We start from the raw sequence: 22,062 nt of genomic DNA on the forward strand, positions 1-22,062 counted from the left end.
AACATCGACGCGATATCCGTCGTTTCCGCATGTGCTTGAGCGCCGTGGTCAGCTGGTAAAGGCCCAAATGTGATGTTGCTGGCAAGCTTTCACCGGGTGCGGGTCGTGATCATTTCGAGATTGGCCGAAAATTCTTCTGCGCGGACCTTACTCGCGGGGCGGCGGCGGTGCCTCCGGGGGCACCGGGAGCCCGCACCGGGCGAGCTCGTAGCGCGGCACGCGGTCGATCCGATACTTGGTGAACTCATAGGAATGCAGCAGGTTGGACAGGAATCGGCGCGGGGTCATCGGCGCGCGCACCGAGCTCAGCACCGCCTGGGTCTCGGGGCATTTCAGGGCAGCCACCGCCTCCGCCACCCACTGCTCGTCCAGATAGCCGGGAATGCCCGGGTACACCTTCACCCAGGGGCCGTCGGCGATCACCCAGTCCGGGAACAGGTTCTTGTCGTGCCCGATGCGGCCGTGCGTCAACCGTTCCGTGTGTTGCGCAAGCGGATTCGCCAATCCGATCTGGTCGATCACCCTGACATCGAGCCCGACGTTCATGCCCACCATGCCGAGGTTGGTGAAAAACACTGCGTGCTGGGGCTTTTGGGGCTCCTTGCCGGCGCCTCCCGGCGGCGGCTGGGCCATCGGCACCAGGTCCCATTGGATGTAGTTGCCCGAGGGCAGCAGTAACGCGCCGTCCGGGGTGTTGTCCAGCGCTGTCAGGATGGCCGCCATCCGCGGATAGCCCAGGTAGTCGGCGGCGGTCAAAGGATGGGCGTGCCCGGTGGCCTGCGCGTAGAACCGGCGCTCGTCGACGATCCCCGAATAGGTGACGTGGGTGGCGTCGTCGCCCATCCCCGGTGAATTCGCCGCCCATAGCGACCAGCCGGCCACACCCAGCCAGAGCGCGCCGGCCGCCCCGGCCACCCAATAGCCCGTCTCCCGCGAATAGTCCTGGCCGTCCGGGATGGCCACCGGGATGACGGCCACCGGGGCCAGCATGCAAAACAGCGGCGCAAGCAGCACCCGCCCGTGCATGAAGTCGCCGCCCTGCCTGATCCAGTAGAGCGCCTGCAGCAGACCGCTCACCAGAACGAAGGCGACGGCGGCCGGCGGGCTCTGGACCGCCCGGGCCACCCGGCCGTAGTTGGGCGCCAGCGCCGGCCGCAAGAACGACGGGCGGCGGCGCGCCGCCAGCAGCAGCACCCCCAGCGGCACGAGGAGCACCACCGGCACCCATACGGCGTAGGGCGCGTCGAAGTTGGAGAGGTAGATCATGCCCTGCGACCACTTGTCGCCGGCCGCATCCTTGGCCAGCGCGGTGCCGGGCACCAGCAGTCCGTAGTAGCCCATCCGGAAGATCTCGTAGGCGACCGGCAGCAACCCACCGGCCACCACGATCAACACCCGTCGGCGCCACGTCCGCGCCGCGACCAGCATCATGATCAGCGCCAGCCCGCCCATCAGCGCCAGATCCGGCCGGACCAAGACGCTGAAGCCGGCGACGAACGCGAACGCGCCGACGAACACGCTGCGGTCCGGGCGGTTGCGCACCGGCTGCGCCCAGCAGACCATCATCCACCACAGCAGTCCGAGGTAGGCCAGCGTGAGCCCGCTCTCCAGTCCCGAGGTGGCGAAGTCACGCGCGGGCGGCAGCGCGACGTAGACCAGCGCGCCGGCGGGCAGCATGACGGCCCTGCGGCCCCGCAGGCTGGGCGCATACAACCGGGCGGCCCCCAGCATGAGCAGCGCCACGCCCACCACCGAAAGCGTCAGGGCCAGCGCCAGCGCCACATATTCCATGCGCATCGGCCCGCCCACCCAGCTGCCGACGTACATCAGATAGGTCCAGGCCGTGGACGTGTTGGCCTCCACCCGCTCGCCCTGGTTGAAGACCGGGCCGTTGCCGGCGAGCAGGTTGCGCACCGTGCGCAACACGATCAGGCCGTCGTCGGCGATCCAGCGCCGCTGCCACGCGCCCCAGGCGAACAGGACGCCGACCACCCACACGCTGACCCACAGGCTGACCCGCACCATCGGGGTGTACGGGAAGACCGGCCAGCCCAACCGCCTGACGACCGGCCGGCTGCGCATCATGCGCGCTTTGAGGGCCTGCAGTTCGGAGCTAGCCGAAGGCAACGGCGGCTCCAACTGTCGCGATCCACGCCACCGCCAGCAGCTGCAACACCCGGTCCCGCAACGCGATGTCCTCGGGCTCTCCGGCCAACCCGCCGTCCACGTCGACCGCGTAGCGCAGGATAGCGATGGTGAACGGGACCATCGAGACCACGAACCAGCCCGCCGCGCCGTGTTCCCGGTCGAAGGCCCACAGCCCGTAGCAGACCACCAGCGCCGTCGCCGACAAGGTCCAGACGAACCGCAGGTAGGTGCTCGTGTAGTTCTCCAGCGCCTTGCGGATCTTGGCCCCGGTGCGCTCGGCCAGCTGCAGCTCGGCGTACCGCTTGCCGGCCACCATGAACAGCGACCCGAACGCCATCACCAGCAGGAACCACTGGGTCAGGCGGATGTCGGTGGCCGCGCCCCCGGCGATGGCCCGCAGCAGATAGGCCGACGACACGATGCAGATGTCCATCACCGCTTGGTGTTTGAGGCCATAGCAGTAGCCGAGTTGCATCGCGAGGTAGACGGCGATTACCAGCGCGAGATTCGGTGTGATCCACCAGCCGATGACCAGCGAGGCGATCCCGAGCAGCGCCGCCAGCGCGTAGGCCAGCCACTCCGGCACCACGCCCGCAGCGATCGGGCGGAACCTCTTGGTGGGGTGCTCGCGGTCGGCCTCGACGTCGCGCGCGTCATTGACCAGGTAGATCGACGAGGCGGCGAGACAGAACACCACGAATGCGCCCATGGCCGGGTAAGCCTTGTCCAGCACGTCGCGGTAGTGGTAGTGCAAGGGGCCGCCCAAGGCGGCCAGCGGCGCGGCCAGCACCAGGACGTTCTTCACCCACTGCCGCGGGCGGATCGCCTTGATTACCCCGACCACCACGTTGCCCGGGGGCCCCGTCACCACGTCCTCACTCATTCGGCCAGACCTCCCGCGCCCGGCCCTGCAGCCGGACGGCGATTCGAGCGACGGTGGCACCGAGGGCGATGCCGCACGCCACGTCGCTGGGATAGTGCACCCCCAGCAGCATCCGCGACAACGCCATCGGGGGAACCAACAGGGCGGTCAGCGGCAAACCGGTGATCCGGCCCATCAGGATCGCCGCGGCCGTCGTCGACGTGGCATGCGCTGACGGAAAGCTCAGCTGGCTGGGGGTTCCGACGTTCACCGCGACGGCCGGATCATGCGGCCGCTTGCGCCGCACCACGCGCTTGACCAACACGGCGGCGGCGTGCGCGGTGAACGCGCCGGCCCCGGCGACCAACCAGTCGCCGGCGCGCTTCGGCATCAGCAGCGCGCCGACCGCCGCCACGGCCAGCCAGCCGATGCTGTGCTCACCGAAATGGGACAGGGCGCGCGCCGCCGTCAGCACTCCGGGGCGACCGGCCAGGGCCGACTGCACGGCCACCAACGCGGCCACCTCGCCGGTTGGGGGCGCCGAGGGAGGAGCTTCAGGCATGCTCGCGCTCGGCGTGCGCGGGTAGCAGCGCCGTCTCCCACTTCTGCTTGCTGGACAGCACCGGCAACGCGTCACGGTAGGTCTTGCGCATCTCGTCGAACCGGCTCGCCAGGCGGCGCTGCCGGCGCAGCGAGGCGAACAGCAGCTGGAACATCTTGCGCCGATCGCGTTGCCGGTAGACCACCCCGCACCCGTCGGCCGTCGTCACGGTGACACCGTCGACCGTGCACAGCCGGAACCACCGAGCGTCCTGGGTCGGCACGTTGAATTCCGGGCGCCGGTGAGCTTCGGGGTCGGCCTTGGTCGCGTTGTGCGCGATGCCGCGGGCCAGCCGGTAACCGATCGACAGCGGGTTCACCGGTGGCTTCATCGCCCTGGTCTTGTTCGCCGGCGCCGGCAGCTCGCTGGCCGCAGGCAGCACCACCGCGTCCGGGTATTCCTTGCGCAGCCGATGCACTTCGGGCAGCGCCGATTCCAGGATCGAGAAGATGTGCTCGGGGCCGGCCAGAAAGTCGTCGATGGCCCTGTTTTGGATCGCCACCGTCGAATACTCAAGGCAGGCAAGGTGTTTCAGCGTCGCCTTGAGGTGGCTGCGAACCAGTCCGGTGACATCGCCGTCCCAGTGCATCGCGGCGACCACCAGCCGGTTACGCAGGTGGAAGTAGGCCTGCCAGTCGATGGCGTCGTCCTTGTCGCTCCAGGCCATGTGCCAGATCGCCGCGCCGGGCAGCGTCACGGTCGGATACCCGTGCTCGCCGGCGCGCAGACCGTATTCGGCGTCGTCCCACTTGATGAACAGCGGAAGCGGCTGGCCCAGCTCCTCGGCGACCTGCCGCGGGATCATGCACGTCCACCAGCCGTTGAAGTCGACGTCGATGCGCCGGTGCAGCAGTGCGCTCCGAGAGTTCTTGTCGTTCAACGGGAATTCGGCGAAGTCGTGGTCGTACTCGGCGTGCGGTGCCGCGGTCCACATGAAGTTCGCCTGGTTGACGACCTCGCCCATGATGTGCAGGTGCGACGGCTCCTGCAGGTTGAGCATCTGACCACCGATGAGCATCGGCGCCTTGGCGAAGCGGTGCAGCGCCAGCACCCGCAGGATCGAATCGGGCTCGATGCGGATGTCGTCGTCCATGAACAGGATCTGTTGGCAGTCCGTGTTTTTCAGCGCTTCGTACATCACCCGGCTGTAACCGCCGGAACCGCCGAGGTTGGGCTGGTCGTGGATGGACAGCCGGTTGCCCAGACCCGCGGCCGCCGCCGCGAAGTCCGGGTGATCGCGCACCTTTCGGACGCCCTGGTCCGGGACGATCACCGCACCGATCACCTCGTCCACCAACGGGTCCGCGGTGAGGTCGGCCAGCGCGTTGACGCAGTCAGCGGGCCGATTGAACGTGGGGATGCCGACGGCGATGTTGGCCGTGCCCGGCGCCGGCTCGGTCGCATACCAGCCGCCGCTGACCAGCCTGACGGCGGTGTCGGTGGTGACGTCGAACCAGATCCAGCCGCCGTCCTCGAACGGCTTGAGCGGCACCTCGATCTCGACGACGGCCGGCTGATCGTCGGTGCCGACGAACTGGCGGCCCTCCACGGAGATGCGCACCCCGGTGGCCTTCGTCCGGTACACGTCGACGCGGCCGGTTCCGGTCAGCTCGACCCGCAGCACCACCGACGTGCAGATCGACCAGCGGCGCCAATAGCTGGCCGGGAAGGCGTTGAAGTACGTGGCGAACGACACCTCGGACTCTTTGCCGATCTCCAGCGAGGTGCGGCTGGTCGCGTGTGCCCGCCGGGCGTTGGTGGTCGATTCCTCCAGGTACAGCTTGCGCACGTCGAGTGGCTCGCCCGGACGCGGCAGGATGATCCTGGAAAGCAGGCTTACAGCAGTCATCAGGCGCCGCTCCTCCCCCTCGCTTCGCTTTGCATCGTTCCCGGCGCGCTTCCCCCCGCGCCTTCCTCCACAAGAGCCTTGCCGTCGCGCAGGTGCGGCGCGAGCGTGTTGTCGTACATGTTCAGTGCGCTGGCAATCGCCATGTGCATGTCCAGATATTGGTAGGTGCCCAGCCGGCCACCGAAAAGCACTCTCGAGGAGGCGGTTTCGGCCTTCGCCCGCGCTCGGTAGGCGGCGAGCAGGGCACGGTCGGCCTCGGTGTTGATCGGATAGTAAGGCTCGTCGTCGTCTTCGGCGAACCGCGAGAACTCCCGCATGATCACCGTCTTGTCGGTCGGGTAGTCACGCTCGAGGTGGAAGTGGCGGAACTCGTGGATGCGGGTGTAGGGGACGTCGATATCGTTGTAGTTCATCACCGGCGTGCCCTGGAAGTCCCCGATCGGCAGCACCTCCACCTCGAAATCCAGTGTGCGCCAGCCAAGCCGGCCCTCGGCGTAGTCGAAGTAACGGTCCAGCGGGCCGGTATAGACCACCGGCGCCTCGGGGCTGTCGGCGCGCAGCTGGTCGCGGACGTCGAACCAGTCCGTGTTCAGCCTGACCTCGATGCGGTCGTCGGCGGCCATGTTCTGCAGCCACGCGGTGTACCCGTCGACCGGCAGGCCCTCGTAGGTGTCGCTGAAGTACCGGTTGTCGAAGGTGTAGCGCACCGGCAGCCGGGTGATGTTGGAGGCCGGCAGTTCCTTGGGGTCGGTCTGCCACTGCTTGGCGGTGTAACCCTTGACGAACGCCTCATACAGCGGCCGGCCGATCAGCGAGATCGCCTTCTCCTCGAGGTTCTGCGCGTCCTCGGGTTTGATCTCGGCGGCCTGCTCGGCGATCAGCCGGCGGGCCTCGTCCGGGGTGAAGTATCTGCCGAAGAACTGCGACACCAGGCCCAGGCCCATCGGGAACTGGTAGGCCTGCCCGTCGTGCATGGCGAACACCCGGTGCCGGTAGTCGGTGAAGTCGGTGAACTGCCGCACGTAGTCCCAGACCCTCTTGTTGGAGGTGTGGAACAGGTGGGCGCCGTATTTGTGGACCTCGATGCCGGTCTGCGGCTCGGCCTCCGAATAGGCGTTGCCACCGATGTGCGGGCGACGTTCCACCACGAGCACGCGCTTCCCGAGTTGGGTAGCAACGCGCTCGGCAATGGTCAGGCCGAAAAATCCGGAGCCGACGACGAGGAGGTCGAAGCGAGCGGTCATCGGTTGCTTAGGGTATCCGACCGCGTGGGCCTAACCCATTTGGCGAGGCCACGAAGTCCGGGTTGGGCCGCAGCCGGTGCGTTCGGGGCAACCTCGGCTCGGCGATCACGGTCGGGGTCGCAATTACCTCACGATTCAATATCACCACTCTAGTCACAGCAATCTCACTCGTACCATCGACTCTGTGTGGTTCTCGCCAGGAAAAACGGCAGGCCGCGCCGACACAACAAGTTGAGATTGAGTTGTCCAGATTGAGGAGACTTCCGTGCCGAACCGACGCCGACGCAAGCTTTCGACAGCCATGAGCGCGGTCGCCGCTGTGGCAGTGGCGAGTCCTTGCGCATACTTCCTTGTCTACGAATCGACGGCCGGCAGCAAGCCGCCCGAGCACCACGACTTCAAGCAGGCGGCCGTGATGACCGACCTGCCGGGCGAGCTGATGGGCGCGCTGTCGCAGGGGCTGTCGCAGTTCGGCATCAACCTGCCCCCGGTGCCCGCGCTGAACGGGGGCGCGGCAAGCACTCCGGGCCTGACCAGCCCCGGCCTGGGCACCCCGGGCCTCGGGACGCCGGGCCTCGGGACGCCGGGCCTCACCAGCCCGGGCCTGACCAGCCCCAGTCTGACCAGCCCAGGTCTGACGAGCCCGGGCCTCACCAGCCCGGGCCTGACCAGCCCCGGCTTGACGAGCCCGGGTCTGGCGCCCACGACGCCGGGACTCACCGCGCCCGGCGCGCTGCCGACCACCCCGGGCGCCGGTGTGGCGACCCCGGGTGCGGGGCTGAACCCGGCGCTGTCCAACCCCGGGCTCACCAGCCCGGCCGGGATCGCGCCCGGACTGGGCACCCCGGCGGCCCAGGGTGAGGTGCCGATCACCGCTCCGGCGAGTCTGGACCCGGGTGCCGACGGCACCTATCCGATCCTCGGCGACCCGTCCTCCTTCGGTAACGGCTCACCGATCGGTGGCGGCACCGGCCTCGGCGGCGGCAGCGGTACCTCCAGCGGCGGCGGTGGCGGTCTGGTCAACGACGTCATGCAGGCCGCCAACCAGCTGGGCGCCGGTCAGGCCATCGACCTGCTCAAGGGCTTGGTGATGCCGGCGATCACGCAGGGCATGCAGCACGGCGCCGCGGGCGCGCTGCCGGGTGCCGCCGGTGCCCTGCCGGGCGCGGCCGGTGCCTTGCCGGGTGCCGCCGCGGGCGCTCTGCCCGGCGCGGCGGGTGCCCTGCCGGGCGCCGCGGGTGCCCTGCCGGGTGCCGCGGCGGGAGCCCTGCCGGCCGCCGCAGGCGCTGCCGGTGCGTTGCCGGCCGCCGCGGCTGCCGCGCCGGTCCTGCCCCCCGTCTAGCCCTCCGGAAAACCCTTCAACCAGACGGCACCGCAGATTTCCTCTGCGGTGCCGTCGATTTTGTGCAGATTGCCGACGCCCCAGGTCGTGTCGTCTCATCATTAACATTAGAAACACAAGTAACATCGCCTGGTGTCTCCTAGTCGTGGGCCGACGACGCTGCTCACCGCCATCGCCGCGACTGTCGTCATCGTCTCCTGGGTGGCCGACACGACGCGCGAGCGCGGCACCGCCGGCCCGCCGCCCGCCCACGACACCCAACTGGCCGAGCAGCCGCTGATCGGGCTGGGCGGTGGCGTGACCGTTCGCGACATCAGCCAGGACACCCCGTTTTCGCTCGTCGCGCTCACCGGCGACCTGGCCGGCACCTCGACCCGGGTGCGGGCGAAGCGGCCCGACGGTTCGTGGGGGCCCTGGTATCAGACCGAGTACGAGACCGCGGCGCCCGACGGAGCGACGGCGGCCGGGTCGCTCGAGGGACCGCGGGGCACCGACCCGGTGTTCGTCGGCACCACCACGACGGTCCAGATCGCGGTCACCCGTCCGATGGATGCGCCGGTGACCCAACCGCCCGCCGCACCCGCCACCGAGACCGGCCTCGGCTACAAGCCGGCGTCCCGGGAACAACCCTTCGGGCAGAACATCTCCGCCATCCTCATCTCTCCGCCGCAGGCGCCGGCGAAAGCGCAGTGGACGCCGCCGTCCGGCGTCCTGATGCCCGGTCAGGCCCCCGCCATCATCAGCCGGGCGGAATGGGGTGCCGACGAGTCGCTGCGATGCGGTAGTCCGCAGTACGACAACGGCGTTCGCGCCGCCGTCGTGCACCACACGGCGGGCAGCAACGACTATTCGCCGCTGGAATCGGCCGGGATCGTCAAGGCCATCTACACCTATCACAGCAAGACGCTGGGCTGGTGCGACATCGCATACAACGCCCTCGTCGACAAGTACGGTCAGGTGTTCGAGGGCAGCGCCGGGGGACTCACCAAGGCGGTCGAGGCCTTCCACACCGGCGGGTTCAACCGCAACACCTGGGGGGTGGCGATGATCGGCAACTTCGACGACGTGCCGCCGACGCCCATCCAGCTGCGCACCCTGGGCCGGCTGCTCGGCTGGCGGCTCGGCCTCGACGGCGTCGACCCCAAGGGCACGGTGGCGCTGGAGTCGGCGGGGAGCCACTACACCACGTTCCCGGCCGGTTCCATCGCGACGCTGCCGACGATCTTCACCCACCGCGACGTCGGCAACACCGATTGCCCGGGCAACGCGGCCTACGCACTCATGGACGAAGTGCGCGACGTCGCTTCGCATTTCAACGATCCGCCGGAGGAATTGATCAAGGCCCTGCAGGGCGGCGCGATCTACGACCACTGGCAGGCGATGGGCGGCATGAACAGCGTGCTCGGCGCGCCGACCTCCCCGGAGGACAACGCGGAAGGTGACGCGCGGTACGTCACGTTCGCCAGGGGCGCGATGTACTGGTCGCCCGACACCGGCGCCCAACCCGTCACCGGCGCGATCTACGACGCGTGGGCGTCGCTGAGCTACGAACGCGGACCACTCGGCCTGCCGACCAGCGCGGAAATCCAAGAGCCGCTACAGATTACGCAGAACTTCCAGCACGGGACGCTGAACTACGAGCGGCTCACCGGAAACATCACCGAGGTCGCCGAGGGAATCACGACTCCGCTTTCGACCCAATCACCCAGCGGCCCGACCGTCCCGCCCGAACATTTCTCGCTCCCCGCGCACCCGTCGGCCACCTAGCGCCACAGCAGCGCTAAAGCCACCAGCGCTCCAGTACCCGTCCCACCCCGTCGTCGTTGTTGGGGGCGGTGACCTCGTCGGCGGCGGCCTGCACCTCGGGATGGGCGTTGCCCATCGCCACCCCATGACCGGCCCAGCGCAGCATCGGCAGGTCGTTGGGCATGTCGCCGAAGGCCACCACTTCCCCGCTCGTGATCTGCAGGGGCCTGGCGATTTCGTCCACACCGGTGGCCTTGCTGATGCCCAGCGGCACGATCTCCACCAGGCCGTTGTTGGTGGAGTAGGTGATATCGCCCTCGATGCCGACATGCTTGGCCAGTTCGGCGGCCATGTCGGCGCTGCGGGCCCCGCTCTTGCGGATCAGCAGCTTGATCGCCGGCGCGCTGAGCAGGTCCTCGATCGACACCTCGGTGTTGTCCGGGTTCAGCCAGGCGTGCTCGTAGCCGGGTGAGCTGATGAACTGCGGCGTCGCCGTGTCGTGGGCACGCTCGCCGATTCGCTCGACGGCCAGGCCGGCGCCGGGGATGACGCGCGTCGCGAGCTCCGCCAGCTCGGCCAGGGTGTCGACGGGCAGCGTGCGCGCCGACAGCACCCGGTCGGCCGCCGGGTCGTAGACGACGGCACCGTTGGCGCACACCGCGATCGGCGCGAAGCCGAGCGCGTCGACGACGGGGCGGATCCACCGCGGCGGGCGGCCGGTCGCCACGACGAATGTCGCGCCCGCGGCGACTGCGGCACGCACGGCATCGCGGGTGCGCGGGGTGATGGTTTCGTCGTCGTCGAACAGGGTGCCGTCGACGTCGCAGGCTATGAGCGCCGGCAGGGTCATCGGGACGGTCCACCCCCGCCGTTCGCCGGTCTGATCAATGGACGCCGCTCTGGTTCTGTCCCGGTCGCGTCACGCCGTCGGTGCCGTACTTCTGCATCCGCGCCTGCAGCTCCGACAGCCGGATCGCCCGGGAATCGTCCTGGGTGGGCGCGGCGCCGCCCAGCCGCCGCGGCACCCAGAACTCCCCCTCGGGGTGGGGGTATTCCTCCTGCACGCGGTACAGCAGCGTGTTCATCGCCTCGCGCAGCGTCGCGTTGAGTTGCTCCGGCGTGCCGTGCGGCGGCAGCGGCGGCCCGGCCGCGACGGTGATCGGGACCTTGTTGCGCCACACCTTTTTGGGATGGTCTTTCGGCCAGATCCGATGCGCGCCCCAGACGATGACCGGGACGATCGGCACCTGGGCGTCCAGCGCCATCCGGGCCGCGCCGGTCTTGAACTCCCGGAGCTCGAAGCTACGGCTGATCGTGGCTTCGGGGTGCATCCCGATGAGCTCGCCCTGCCGCAGGCGCTGCACGGCCACCTCGAGCGCGTCGTGCCCGGTCCTGCGGTCCACGGGGATCAGCCGGGCATGGTTGATGACGTAGTTGACCGCCTTCACGTCGGCCATTTCCGCCTTGATCATGAAGTAGGCGCGCCGGCGCCGTTCCCGCACGGCGAGCAACGTCGGCAGCCAGTCCAGGTAGCTGGTGTGGTTCTGGGCCAGCAGGGCGGCGCCGCGGTCGGGAATGTTCTCCAGGCCGCGATAGGTGAACGTCGTCCCCTGCATCGCGACCATCGGCGGGACGATCCACTCGCACAGCCGGTAAAACCCCTCGGGCATGTCTTCTCCTTCACCTACCGCGACGGTCGTCCACTACGGCCGGCGGCCCGCGCCGCGGCCTCGTCTGCCTCCATCCGGGCGGCCTCCGCCATGGTCGGTGCCCCTCCGCCCAGCCGGCGCGGCGTCCAGTACGCGCCGGGTTCGTGCGGGTAGCCCTGCTGCGCCTGGTTTAGCAACCTGGTCATCGATTCGCGCAGCGCGGCGTCGGTCCGCGCGATGTCTTCGGCCGCCCGCACCGGCGCACCCACCTGCACATGTATCGGCACTTTGGCGCGCCCCAGTGTATGCGGGTGGTCCTTGGTCCAGATCCGGTGCGCGCCCCAGACGATCAACGGGACGATCGGCACATCCGCTTCGATGGCCATGCGGGCGGCGCCGGTCTTGAACTCCTTGAGCTCGAAGCTGCGGCTGATCGTGGCCTCCGGATACACCCCGACCAGCTCGCCCTCACGGAGCCGCTGCACGGCCACCGCGTACGCGCCGGCCCCAGCGCCGCGGTCCACCGGAATGGTCCGGGTGTGCTTGATCAGGAAGTTGACGATCTTCACCTGCTGCATTTCGGCCTTGATCATGAACCTGAGCCGGCGGCGCCGGCGATGCACGGCCAGCGCCGCGGGCAGGAAGTCGACGTAGCTGGTGTGGTTGATCGCGATCACGGCGCCACCGGATTCGGGAATGTTCTCCTCGCCGCGGTAGGAGATCCGGGTGCCGGTGGCCAGCACCGACAGCCGCGCCAGAACCTCGAGCGTGCGGAAGGTCGGCTCAACCATCGATCGCTACTCCGGCGCTCCCGCGGGTCGAGCCCGGCGAGCTGCGCGGGCAGCCGCCTCCTCGGTGTCCATCCGGGCGGCTTCGGCCAGCGATGGGGCACTGCCGCCCAACCGCCGCGGCACCCAGAACTCCCCGGCCGGGTGCGGTCCGTACATTTCCTGGGCCCGCTCCAGCAGGTGTTGCATCCGCGAGTGCAGCAGCCCCTTCAATTCCTCGACGCCCAGGGTCGGTTCGATCGGCTCACCGACGAGGACGATGATGGGCACCTTCGGGCGCAGCAGCTTCTTGGGGTGCCCCTTGGTCCAGATGCGCTGCGCGCCCCAGACGATCACCGGAACGATCGGCACCCCGGCCTCTACCGCCATCCGGGCGGCCCCCGACTTGAATTCCTTGATCTCGAAGCTGCGGCTGATCGTGGCTTCCGGATAGACGCCGACCAGCTCACCGTCCTTGAGATTCCTGACCGCTTCCTCGTAGGAGGCGGCCCCGTCCTGCCGGTTCACCGAGATGTGCCGCAGGCTGCGCATGATCGGCCCGGTGATGCTGTGGTCGAACACCTCCTGCTTGGCCATGAACCGCACCTTGCGGCCCAGGCCCTGCTGGTAGGCGGGCAGACCGGCGAAGGTGAAGTCGAGGTAGCCGGTGTGGTTGATGGCGATGACCGCACCGCCGCTCTTGGGCAGGTTTTCGACGCCCGCGACCGTGATTTTGAGGCCCTGTAAGCGCCAAACCAGCCGGGCGAGCTGGATGACAGTCCCGTATACCGGTTCCACAGCTGATCAGCCTAGTGCTCCCGGCTGTGAGTCACCCGGAGTGCCGAAAAGAGGCGGCTCCCTGAGCTGCGCCGCTCGCCCGCCCCGCCGCCCGGGGTCGTCCTCGCGACCCGGGGCGCATCGACTTCCACCGCCGGTCGCGGCGGGCCGGCGGTGCCGCCTCGCGCTAAGCTCGGGGGCTGAAAAGCCGTTACCGGGCCGTGCGCCGTCGCGGCCCCGAGGAAGGTGTTTGTGCAGGTCACGAGCGTAGGTCACGCCGGTTTTCTGATCGAGACCCCCGCGGGCAGCATCCTTTGCGACCCCTGGGTCAATCCCGCGTACTTCGCGTCGTGGTTCCCCTTCCCGGACAACAGCGGGCTGGACTGGGACCGGCTGGGCGACTGCGACTACCTCTACGTCTCGCACCTGCACAAGGATCACTTCGACCCCAAGAATCTGGCCGAGCACGTCAACAAAGACGCGGTGGTGCTGCTGCCCGACTTCCCGGTGCCGGACCTGCGGAACGCCTTGCAAGAGCTCGGTTTCCACCGGTTCTTCGAGACCTCCAATTCCGTCAAGCACCGGGTCAGCGGCCCGAAGGGCGAACTCGACGTCATGATCATCGCCCTGCGGGCACCGGCCGACGGCCCGCTCGGCGACTCGGCGCTGGTGGTTTCCGACGGCGTGACAACGGCTTTCAACATGAACGATGCCCGGCCCGTCGACCTGGACGTGCTGGCATCGGCGTTCGGGCACATCGACGTGCACATGCTGCAGTACTCCGGGGCGATCTGGTACCCGATGGTCTACGACATGCCGGCCCGCGCCAAGGAGTCGTTCGGCGTCCAGAAGCGGCAGCGGCAGATGGACCGCGCCCGCCAGTACATCGCACAGGTGGGCGCGACGTGGGTCATCCCGTCGGCCGGCCCACCGTGCTTTCTGGACCCCGAGCTGCGTCATCTCAACGACGACCACGGCGATGCGGCCAACATCTTTCCCGACCAGCTGGTGTTTCTCGACCAGATGCGCCGCCACGGGAACGACGCCGGCCTGCTGATGATCCCCGGCTCGACCGCGGACTTCACCGGTACCACCTTGAATTCGCTGCGCCATCCGTTGCCCGACGATCAGGTAGAGGCGATCTTCACCACCGGGAAGCAGAACTACATCGCGGAGTACGCCGAACGGATGGCCTCCGTCCTGGCCGAGGAGCGGGCGAGCTGGGCCCCCGCCACCGGCGATCCACTGCTGGAGCAGCTGCGCGCGCTGTTCGAACCGATCATGTCGCAAAGCGACGAGATCTGCGACGGCATCGGCTATCCCGTCGAACTCGTGATCGGCACCGAGACCGTCGTCCTGGACTTTCCGAAACGCGCGGTGCGCGAACGCATTCCCGATGAGAAGTTCCGCTACGGGTTCGCGATCGCGTCGGAGTTGGTCCGCACCGTGCTGCGCGATCGGGAACCGGACTGGGTCAACACGATCTTCTTGTCCACCCGATTCCGGGCGTGGCGCGTCGGCGGTTACAACGAATACCTGTACACGTTCTTCAAATGCCTCACCGACGAACGGATCGCCTATGCCGACGGCTGGTTCGCCGAGACGCACGACGATTCGTCGTCGGTCACGCTGGACGGCTGGGAGATTCAGCGCCGCTGCCCACACCTGAAGGCCGACCTCTCGAAATTCGGTGTCGTGGAGGGCAATACGCTGACCTGCAACCTGCATGGCTGGCAGTGGCGATTGGATGACGGGCACTGCCTGACCGCCAGGGGTCACCAACTGCGAAGTTCACGAGCATGAACGACCAGTCATACGACGACGGCCTGATCCAACTGGACCGCGCGGCCGTCACACTGCGCCGCTATCACTTTCCGTCTGGCACGTCGAAAGTCATTGCGCTGGGCGCGATCCGTGGGTACAAGGCCGAGGGGCTGGGCCTGTTCACCCACCGATTCCGGATCTGGGGCAGCTCCGACCTCCGCCGCTGGCTGCCGCTGGATGTCGGCCGGCCATTGAAATCGACGTTGATCACGTTGGACGTGCCGGGCACCCGGCCCAGCCCAGCCTTCACACCGGCTCGGCCGGATGAGTTCACCGCGCTCCTGGATGAGCTGCTAAGTCAGCGCGGTTAGCGGCGCGCGCGAGTGGGCAAACACCCGCCCGCCGTCGGCCACCCGGACGTACGCCGACTTCATGGCTTGGATGTACCGGCCCACCGATTCGCGGGCGACCGGGTTGTCGGGGAACAGCACCGTCACCTTGGTCTCATGCTGGAGCCGGATCACCCACAGCGAGACCTGATGGGAGACCCTGCCCTCGTCGTAGATCCGAAAGTTCAAGTCGGAGTTGGCGACAGCGGACAGCGGGGCGATGCTCGCGTCCAGGAACGACATCACGAAGTTGCCCGGCCGCGGCCGGCCCAGGCCCGCCTCCGCGGGCGCCAACTCCAGCACCCGGTCGAACGGCACGATCGCCAATTCGATGCCCGCATCGAAGGACGCCTGTGCTGATTGCGCCGCGTCCTCGAACAGCCCCGCGCCGACGCCGACGGTGACTGGAACCAAGCCGGTGAACCAACCCGTCGTCATCAGTTCCGTCGGCGTTCTGCGGGTATCGGTGGTGGTGACCACCGAAAACGTTTCCGCGCCGGTCAATTCACGCTGGGTGAGGCCCGCGCAACCGAAGACGCCGCCGCTGAATCGGGCACCCGCAGCGACGCAGGCCCGCTCGAATCGCTCCGTCCGCCGTTCGTCCAGCAGCGTCTCGGTGACGAGCCTGCCGGCGTAGGGCACCGAGAGGTCGCCCAGGGGCAGCGGAAAGTACGGCAGCGTTCCACCGTTGTTGGCGGCGAACTCGATCCACGCGCGCACCTCGGGGGAGTCGGCCGTCAACGCGTCCATCTCCGCCCGCTGCCGGACGCAGTAGTCGCCGTAGCGGCCGGCCTCCGGGAGTTCGACGGGTGCGTCGCCGCCGACCAGGGCGGCGTACATCATGTGGATCTCCGTGAAGAGCACGCCGACGATCATCGGGTCGACGCACAGGTGCGCGATGCTCGCGTAGAAGGTGAAATGGTGGTCGCTTTGCACCACCCCGAAGAAGAAGCAATCCCACTGCAGCGGCTGTGGGGTCGATATGTGGTCCCGCAATTCCTCCGGCGTGAGTTGCCCATGGTCGACCGGGACGAGTTCGATGTCGGCGGGGTCCGCGATGGTGTGGCGGACGATGCGTCGCGCGTCGCGGTACTCGAACCAGCTGTGGTAGGTGTCGTGTCGACGAATGTGCGCATTGATCGCGTAACTCATGGCGCGGATGTCACAGCGGCCCGGGACGTCCCAGGTGAAGATCATCAAGCGCGACATGTCCAGGCCCCGGGCCGCGTGATCGCTGTAGCGCCGCAGATGCTGTGTTTGCTGATAGCTGGGCGGCACCGGACTGACCGGTGCTTCCGCCGCGTTGGCCTTCGCCGCGGGTGAAGCATGCCAGCAGATCACGGGTCCCGCTTGCGGTGTCCAGTCGTGGAGTGTCGTTATGCCGAACACTGAATACCCTGCACCTCCACGCTATTCGGCTCGGCACGGCGGTAGCTGAGCCGCCCGCCGAGCGATGCTTCAGACGAGCTGCGGTCCGCGCTGTCGCCACGGAGCCCAGCCCGCCAGTGCGCCCGCAGCAACCCACACGGCCAGGGCGTGGATATGCTCCCCCGCGAAATCCCTTGGTGGACACCAAATGATGGCGGGCGCCGAACCGGTAGGTCCGACTGCCCCCGGGATTTCTCCGGCCGCAAGTGGAGCTGCGGGAACCATCAGCATAACCGCTTGGGGCGCCGGTCGCTCCGCGAAACCCCGTGCGGGGGTTACTTCTGAATTACGGCCGCCTGAACGCCCGACGCCGAAACCCGGTATCCCCGGGCCTGATCAGCGGCGGGACGGTCGACCGGGCGGGTTTGCGCACGGGGCCCCACCACGTGCGGTACGGTTGCCCAGCATGTGGATCACCGTGCTGGTACTGGCCGGCTCGGTGATCTTCGAGCCGATCCGGCTCGGTTTGGTGATCCTCCTGCTCAGCAGGCGGCGCCCCCTTCTGCAACTGCTCGTGTTTCTGTGCGGTGGCTTCGCCCTGGGAGTCGGCGCCGGCCTGGTGGTGCTCTTCGTCCTCAGGGCCGCCCCGGTCGTCGGCCAGTTGAGCGTTTCGGAGGTCCAGATCGGGTCGGGACTGGTGGCTCTGCTGATCGCCCTGGCGCTTGCCACGAGCGTTTCGCTGCGCAAGCGCGCGCGCCCCGTCCCGGCCGGCGCGGCGCTCGCCGGTGGCGGCGGTGATGGGGGCGTCCTCCTGCTGGAACGCACCGCACCGAACGGCCGGCAGCGGCTGGCCGACCGTGCACGCACGTTCTTGCGGGGCGACTCCCTCAGTGTCGCAGCGGTTAGCGGGATGGGGGCCTCGCTGCCGTCCGCGAACTACATGGGCTCGATGGCCGCCATCCTCGCCTCGCACGCCGCTCCGGTCGCACAGGTTCAGGCGCTGGTGGCGTTCAACCTGGTGGCGTTCACCGTGGCCGAGATCCCGCTGATCGGCTACCTGACCGCGCCCCAGAGGACGCGCGCCTTCATGGCCGCGCTGCAGACCTGGCTGCGATCCCGCGGCCACCGCGACGTCGCCGCCTTGGTCGCGGCCGGGGGCTGCTTCATGCTCGTCCTCGGGCTGACCGGCCTCGCCGCGAGGTAGCATCCCTGCTATAGCTCGATCGACAGGCCTGAGGGGAGCTCGTGAACAAACTGCTCACCGGGGCCGTCGCCGTTGGAATGCTGGCGTGCGCAACGGTTTTCGACGGCGGCGTCGCCGGCGCCGACACCGCTCTCATAGTGCCCGGCACGGCGCCCTCCCCGTACGGGCCGCTGAGGTCGCTCTATCACTTCAACCCCGCGATGCAGCCCCAGATCGACGAGAACTACTACAGTCCCGCGGCCGTCCGGCGCGTGGTGCCCTATCCCGGCAGCTTCTGGCCGGTCACGGGCCTGAATTCGCCGACCGTCAACAGCTCCGTCACCACCGGGACGAACAATCTCGACGCCGCGATCCGGGACACGCCGGGCCCCATCTCGGTGGCCGGCCTGTCCCAGGGTTCGCTGGCGCTCGACCGCGAGCAGGCGCGCCTGGCGCACGACCCGACCGCGCCGCCGCCGGGTCAGCTCACGTTCATCAAAGCCGGCAACCCCGACAACCTGCTCTACAAGGTGTTCGGGCCCGGGGCGCATGTGCCGATCATCGACTACACGGTCCCCGCGCCGGTGGAGAGCCAGTACGACACCATCAACATCGTGGGTCAGTACGACCCGTTCTCCGACCCGCCCAACCACCCCGGCAATCTGCTGGCCGACCTGAATGCGGTTGCCGCCGGGGGTTATTACGGCCACAGCGCCACGGCGTTCTCCGACCCGTCACGTGTCGCGCCCTGGGACATCAAGCGCACCACCAACAGCCTGGGCGGCACCGAGACGACGTATTTCATCCGGAACTCCGAGCTGCCGCTGGCCCGGGCACTCGTCGACGGCGCGGGCATGCCCCCCGAGGCGGTCGGCCCCATCGACGCGGTGCTGCGGCCGATGATCGACAGGGCTTACGACCCGGGGCCGGCGCACGACCCCGTCCAAATCATCAATGGCATCGCCCACATTCCCACGATCATCTCCGCCGTCTCCTGGCCCGTCCGGGGTGCGAGCGCCGGCGTCAACCTGGCCACCAACTCACTGGCGGTCGCCAATCTGGCCCGAATCGTCGCCCCGGGTAACGGGCTCGGCAAGGGTCCCAAGGGCGTGTTGCCGAAAGTCGTGCGCGCGGTGGTCAAAGCCAAGAAGTAGGGGCTAGAGCCTCAGTCCGTCACGCGGCGAAAAGCCGACCAGCTGCTCGGCCGTCCACGCCGGTGACCTCTCTTCGTCGGGCAGCAGCGGCTTGCGTTTGACCGGCCCGCGGCGCCGCAGCGGCCACCGGGCGGCGGCGGGCCAGCCCGGCGGGCGCCACCAGTTCGCCCGCCCGACCAGCACGGCGATCGCGGGCACCGTCACCGTCCGCACCAGGAACGTATCCAGCAGCAGGCCCGTCCCGAGAACGAATCCGCCCTGAATCACCGTGGCCAGGCTGGCGAAGACGAGACCGTACATCGACGCGGCCATGATCAGGCCCGCCGCGGTGATCACCCCGCCGGTCGAGGACACGGTTCGGATGACGCCCGAGCGGATTCCCCATGCGGATTCGTCCCGCAGCCGGGATATGAGCAGCATGTTGTAGTCCGCGCCGACCGCGACCAAGATGACGAAGGTCAATCCCGGCACGCTCCAATGCATTTCCTGACCGAGAATGAATTGGAAGACGATGACGCCGATGCCGATGGCGGACAGATACGACAGGATCACCGTTCCCACCAGGTACAGCGGCGCGACGACCGCGCGCAGCAGGGCGATGAGAATGACCAGCACCACGCAAATGGTCATCACGATGATCAATCGAAGATCGTGCTGGTAGTAGTCGCGCGTGTCCTTGAGTACCACGGGCAACCCCACCACCGACACCTTGGCATCGGCCAGCGTGGTATTCGGTTGGGCGCCTTGCGCGGCGGCCCTGATCGCGTCGACCTGGTCCATCGCCGCGGTGCCGAACGGATCGAGATCGGTCTGGATCAGGTACCGCATGGCGTGGCCGTCGGGCGAAACGAAGGCAGCGGCAAGCCTTTTCAGCTGCCCGGCGGTCATGCCTCCCAGCAGGTCCTGCACCCCGCCCGGTAACGCCTCGGGCTTGCCGCCCGCACCGGTGGCGTAGGACAACGCCTGCGCGGGAATGTAGAAACCCGCCATCGCCGGCGTCGTCGCCTCCTTCTTCATCGACAGTAGAAACGCCGACGCCTCGCTCAGCCCGAAACCCATCTTCTTGACCTGGTCGACCAATTGCTGTACACCGTCTGCCAATTGGCGGCTGCCGTCCGCCAGGCTGTTGGTCCCCTGCTGCAGGAAGGTGATCTTCGCCCGCATTCCGCCCGGGCTGCCCATCCCCAGGGAGCCCATCGCGGCGACGACGGTGGACAACGCCCGGCGCAACCCGGAAACCGTTGCAGCCAGCGTCTGCACGGCCTGCGTCGCCCGCAGCTGGCGGGCCAGCTCCGATATCTTGCCCAGCGTTCCGTCGTCGCGCGCCGTCACCAGTCGCTGCAACTCCTCGCGCGCGTTGACGCAGGCGGGCTCGGCGCTGCACATCGGGCTGTTGTCCAGCGCCCCCAGCACCGGGTTGGCCCAATCAGAGTTGTTGGCAACGAAGTTGGCGTTCGCGCCGATGGCATCGCCAAGCGAACGCATGCCATCGATGAGCCGTTCGGCGCCATCGAGTTCCGCCAGCGCACGGTTCCCGCCGAAGATGTTCTGCAGCGTCGCCAGGGCGTCGACCAGGCCGCCGACCGCGGACACGGCCTGATTGACCTGGGTCCGCACGTCGCCGAGCTTGCCCGCCATCACGTTGGCGCCGCCCGCCAGTCGATCGAGATCACCGGTGTGGTCGACGATTTGCTTGGAGCCCGCATCCAGCTTGCCGCCGACTTCGCCGGCCTGCCATGACGTTTTGGCCTGCTCCAGGGACTGGCCGGTGGGCCGGGTGATGCCCCTGACCATGGCGACGCCCGGGACCTGGCTCACCCGTTGCGCCATCTGCTCGAGGTCGGCGAGGGCCTTCGCGGTGCGCAGGTCCTGCGGCGAGGAGATGAACAAGTACTCGGGGACGATCAGGTTGGTCGAGAAGTGCTTCGCCAGCGTGGCGTAGCCGACCGAGCTCTCCGCGTCGCCCGGCAGCGCCTTGCGATCGTCGTAGTTGTACCGGGCGAGGCCCGCGCACCCGGCCAGGATCACCAGGACCAGCAAGCTGGCCAACAGGTGGGCTTTGGGCCGCCGCACGATGTTGACGCCCGAACGCCGCCAGAAGCGCCGGCTGAGATCATCGCGCGGCGCGATCCAGCCGCGGCGGCCGGCGAGCACCAGCAGGGCAGGCAGCAGCGTGATCGCGGCGAAGAAGACGACGGCCACCGAGATGCCCAGCACCGGTCCGACGGTTCGCAGGATTCCCAACTGGGTGAACATCATCCCGAGAAATGTGACCGCCACGGTGGCCGCCGACGCCGCGATGACCTTGCCGATGGACGCCAACGCCTTGATGACCGCCTGGTCGGAGTCCACGCCCTGGCGCACATAGTCGTGATAGCGGCTGATCAGAAAGACGGCGTAATCGGTTCCCGCGCCGACCATCATCCCGCTCATGAAAATGACGGTCTGGTTGGCGATGCCCAGGCCGGCCAGCCCGACCAGGGCCACCACCCGCTGGGCCACCACCGCGGACATGCCGATCGTCAGCAACGGCAGCACCATCGTGACGGGGTTCCGGTAGATCACCAGCAGAATGACGAACAACAGCACGACGATCGCCAGTTCGATCCGCGTCCTGTCGCGCTGGCCGGTCACGTTCAGGTCGGCGACGGTGGACGCGGGCCCGGTCAGGTTGGCCGTCAGCGTCGATCCCGCCACGGCCTGCCGCACGATCGTGGCCACTCGCGCGTACGCCTGCTTGGACTTCGGCGATCCCAGATCGCCGGGCAGGCCCACGGGCAGCATCCAGGCCTGGTGATCCTTGCTGGTCATCAGCTCGCGCACCGGCGGTGTGCCGACGAAATCCTGCACCATCGCCACGTCCCGGGTGTCCCGGCGCAGCGCCTCGACCAGTTTCCGGTAGGTGCCTTCGTCGGCCGCGCTCAGCCCGCTGGCATCGCTGAGCACCACCACCGCGATACTCTGCAATCCGGCCTCGCCGAACGCGGCGTTCATGGTGCGGGTGGCGGACAATACCGGGGCGTCGGACGGCAGGATGGCGACCGGGTGTTGCTGGGAGATCTCCTCCAGCGACGGCGCGGTCAGCGCAAGGACGCACGCCAGCGCGCTCCAGACGCCGATCACCAGCCATGGCCTTCGCCCGACCAGGTGCCCGAGCCGGGGAAAGAGGCCCACGGGGCTGCCCCGGCCGATCTTCACTGGTGACATTCCGAACCGCAT

At 68.4% G+C, this 22,062-nt stretch carries 16 protein-coding genes and 1 pseudogene; 6 read left to right on the forward strand and 11 right to left on the reverse strand.

Going from position 1 to position 22,062, the window contains the following annotated elements; all coding sequences use genetic code 11:
* Positions 1–147 precede the first annotated feature (147 nt).
* From aftB to glf, 5 genes are read right to left on the reverse strand one after another with little or no spacing between them, the layout of a single operon-like run.
* Positions 148–2,127, reverse strand: coding sequence for a terminal beta-(1->2)-arabinofuranosyltransferase (gene aftB / locus G6N37_RS18990; RefSeq protein ID WP_269475731.1), 1,980 nt, complete (start codon positions 2,125–2,127; stop codon positions 148–150).
* Positions 2,114–3,031: a decaprenyl-phosphate phosphoribosyltransferase gene (locus tag G6N37_RS18995; protein ID WP_163682749.1), complete on the reverse strand. Its 918-nt coding sequence runs from the start codon at positions 3,029–3,031 to the stop codon at positions 2,114–2,116. The genes aftB and G6N37_RS18995 overlap by 14 nt, the downstream gene beginning before the upstream one ends.
* The gene (locus G6N37_RS19000) at positions 3,024–3,572 is read right to left on the reverse strand and encodes a phosphatase PAP2 family protein (protein ID WP_163682751.1); all 549 of its coding nucleotides are present in this window, start codon (positions 3,570–3,572) and stop codon (positions 3,024–3,026) included. The genes G6N37_RS18995 and G6N37_RS19000 overlap by 8 nt, the downstream gene beginning before the upstream one ends.
* The gene (locus tag G6N37_RS19005) at positions 3,565–5,460 is read right to left on the reverse strand and encodes a glycosyltransferase (RefSeq protein WP_163682753.1); all 1,896 of its coding nucleotides are present in this window, start codon (positions 5,458–5,460) and stop codon (positions 3,565–3,567) included. The genes G6N37_RS19000 and G6N37_RS19005 overlap by 8 nt, the downstream gene beginning before the upstream one ends.
* Positions 5,460–6,704: a UDP-galactopyranose mutase gene (glf, locus tag G6N37_RS19010; RefSeq protein ID WP_163682755.1), complete on the reverse strand. Its 1,245-nt coding sequence runs from the start codon at positions 6,702–6,704 to the stop codon at positions 5,460–5,462. Before glf ends, G6N37_RS19005 begins: the two co-directional genes overlap by 1 nt.
* A 265-nt stretch (positions 6,705–6,969) precedes the next feature.
* Here glf and G6N37_RS19015 point away from each other — a divergent pair, with 265 nt between their 5' ends.
* Both G6N37_RS19015 and G6N37_RS19020 read left to right on the forward strand, forming a co-directional pair.
* Positions 6,970–8,046 carry a PirG gene (locus G6N37_RS19015; RefSeq protein ID WP_174813851.1) on the forward strand — a complete coding sequence of 359 codons (1,077 nt, stop codon included), beginning with the start codon at positions 6,970–6,972 and terminating at the stop codon, positions 8,044–8,046.
* A 132-nt stretch (positions 8,047–8,178) separates the two neighbouring features.
* Positions 8,179–9,813, forward strand: a complete 1,635-nt coding sequence (locus G6N37_RS19020; protein ID WP_179961862.1) for an LGFP repeat-containing protein — start codon at positions 8,179–8,181, stop codon at positions 9,811–9,813.
* Positions 9,814–9,826: 13 nt separating this feature from the next.
* Here the strand turns inward: G6N37_RS19020 and G6N37_RS19025 are convergent, their stop codons facing one another.
* Genes G6N37_RS19025 through G6N37_RS19040 form a run of 4 tightly spaced genes read right to left on the reverse strand, consistent with a single transcriptional unit; the run spans position 9,827 to position 13,006 of the window.
* Entirely contained in the window at positions 9,827–10,642 is an 816-nt protein-coding gene (locus tag G6N37_RS19025; protein WP_163682759.1) for an HAD family hydrolase, read from the reverse strand.
* Between the two features lie 34 nt (positions 10,643–10,676).
* Entirely contained in the window at positions 10,677–11,462 is a 786-nt protein-coding gene (locus G6N37_RS19030; protein ID WP_163682761.1) for a lysophospholipid acyltransferase family protein, read from the reverse strand.
* Positions 11,463–11,476: 14 nt separating this feature from the next.
* Positions 11,477–12,232, reverse strand: a complete 756-nt coding sequence (locus G6N37_RS19035) for a lysophospholipid acyltransferase family protein (RefSeq protein ID WP_163682764.1) — start codon at positions 12,230–12,232, stop codon at positions 11,477–11,479.
* Between the two features lie 6 nt (positions 12,233–12,238).
* Positions 12,239–13,006 (reverse strand): lysophospholipid acyltransferase family protein, encoded by a 768-nt coding sequence (locus G6N37_RS19040; protein WP_163682765.1) that lies wholly within the window; start codon positions 13,004–13,006, stop codon positions 12,239–12,241.
* Positions 13,007–13,237: 231 nt separating this feature from the next.
* Here G6N37_RS19040 and G6N37_RS19045 point away from each other — a divergent pair, with 231 nt between their 5' ends.
* Positions 13,238–14,788, forward strand: a complete 1,551-nt coding sequence (locus tag G6N37_RS19045; RefSeq protein WP_163682767.1) for an MBL fold metallo-hydrolase — start codon at positions 13,238–13,240, stop codon at positions 14,786–14,788.
* Entirely contained in the window at positions 14,785–15,120 is a 336-nt protein-coding gene (locus tag G6N37_RS19050; RefSeq protein WP_163682769.1) for a hypothetical protein, read from the forward strand. Before G6N37_RS19045 ends, G6N37_RS19050 begins: the two co-directional genes overlap by 4 nt.
* Here G6N37_RS19050 and G6N37_RS19055 read toward each other — a convergent pair.
* On the reverse strand, positions 15,103–16,527 hold the full coding sequence (locus G6N37_RS19055; RefSeq protein ID WP_163682771.1) for a condensation domain-containing protein: 1,425 nt from the start codon (positions 16,525–16,527) through the stop codon (positions 15,103–15,105). The two genes, G6N37_RS19050 and G6N37_RS19055, sit on opposite strands and share 18 nt — an antisense overlap.
* 445 nt (positions 16,528–16,972) lie before the next feature.
* Between G6N37_RS19055 and G6N37_RS19060 the strand changes: the two genes are divergently transcribed.
* Both G6N37_RS19060 and G6N37_RS19065 read left to right on the forward strand, forming a co-directional pair.
* Complete coding sequence (locus G6N37_RS19060; protein ID WP_163682773.1) at positions 16,973–17,710, forward strand: GAP family protein; 738 nt, start codon at positions 16,973–16,975, stop codon at positions 17,708–17,710.
* A gap of 41 nt (positions 17,711–17,751) precedes the next feature.
* Positions 17,752–18,673, forward strand: a pseudogene (locus G6N37_RS19065) (PE-PPE domain-containing protein); the annotation flags it as partial.
* Positions 18,674–18,846: 173 nt separating this feature from the next.
* Here G6N37_RS19065 and G6N37_RS19070 read toward each other — a convergent pair.
* Positions 18,847–22,050: an MMPL/RND family transporter gene (locus G6N37_RS19070; RefSeq protein ID WP_232075104.1), complete on the reverse strand. Its 3,204-nt coding sequence runs from the start codon at positions 22,048–22,050 to the stop codon at positions 18,847–18,849.
* Positions 22,051–22,062 lie beyond the last annotated feature (12 nt).

Origin of the sequence: Mycobacterium seoulense (genome assembly GCF_010731595.1) — a bacterium.
GTDB classification, from domain to species: Bacteria; Actinomycetota; Actinomycetes; order Mycobacteriales; family Mycobacteriaceae; genus Mycobacterium; species Mycobacterium seoulense.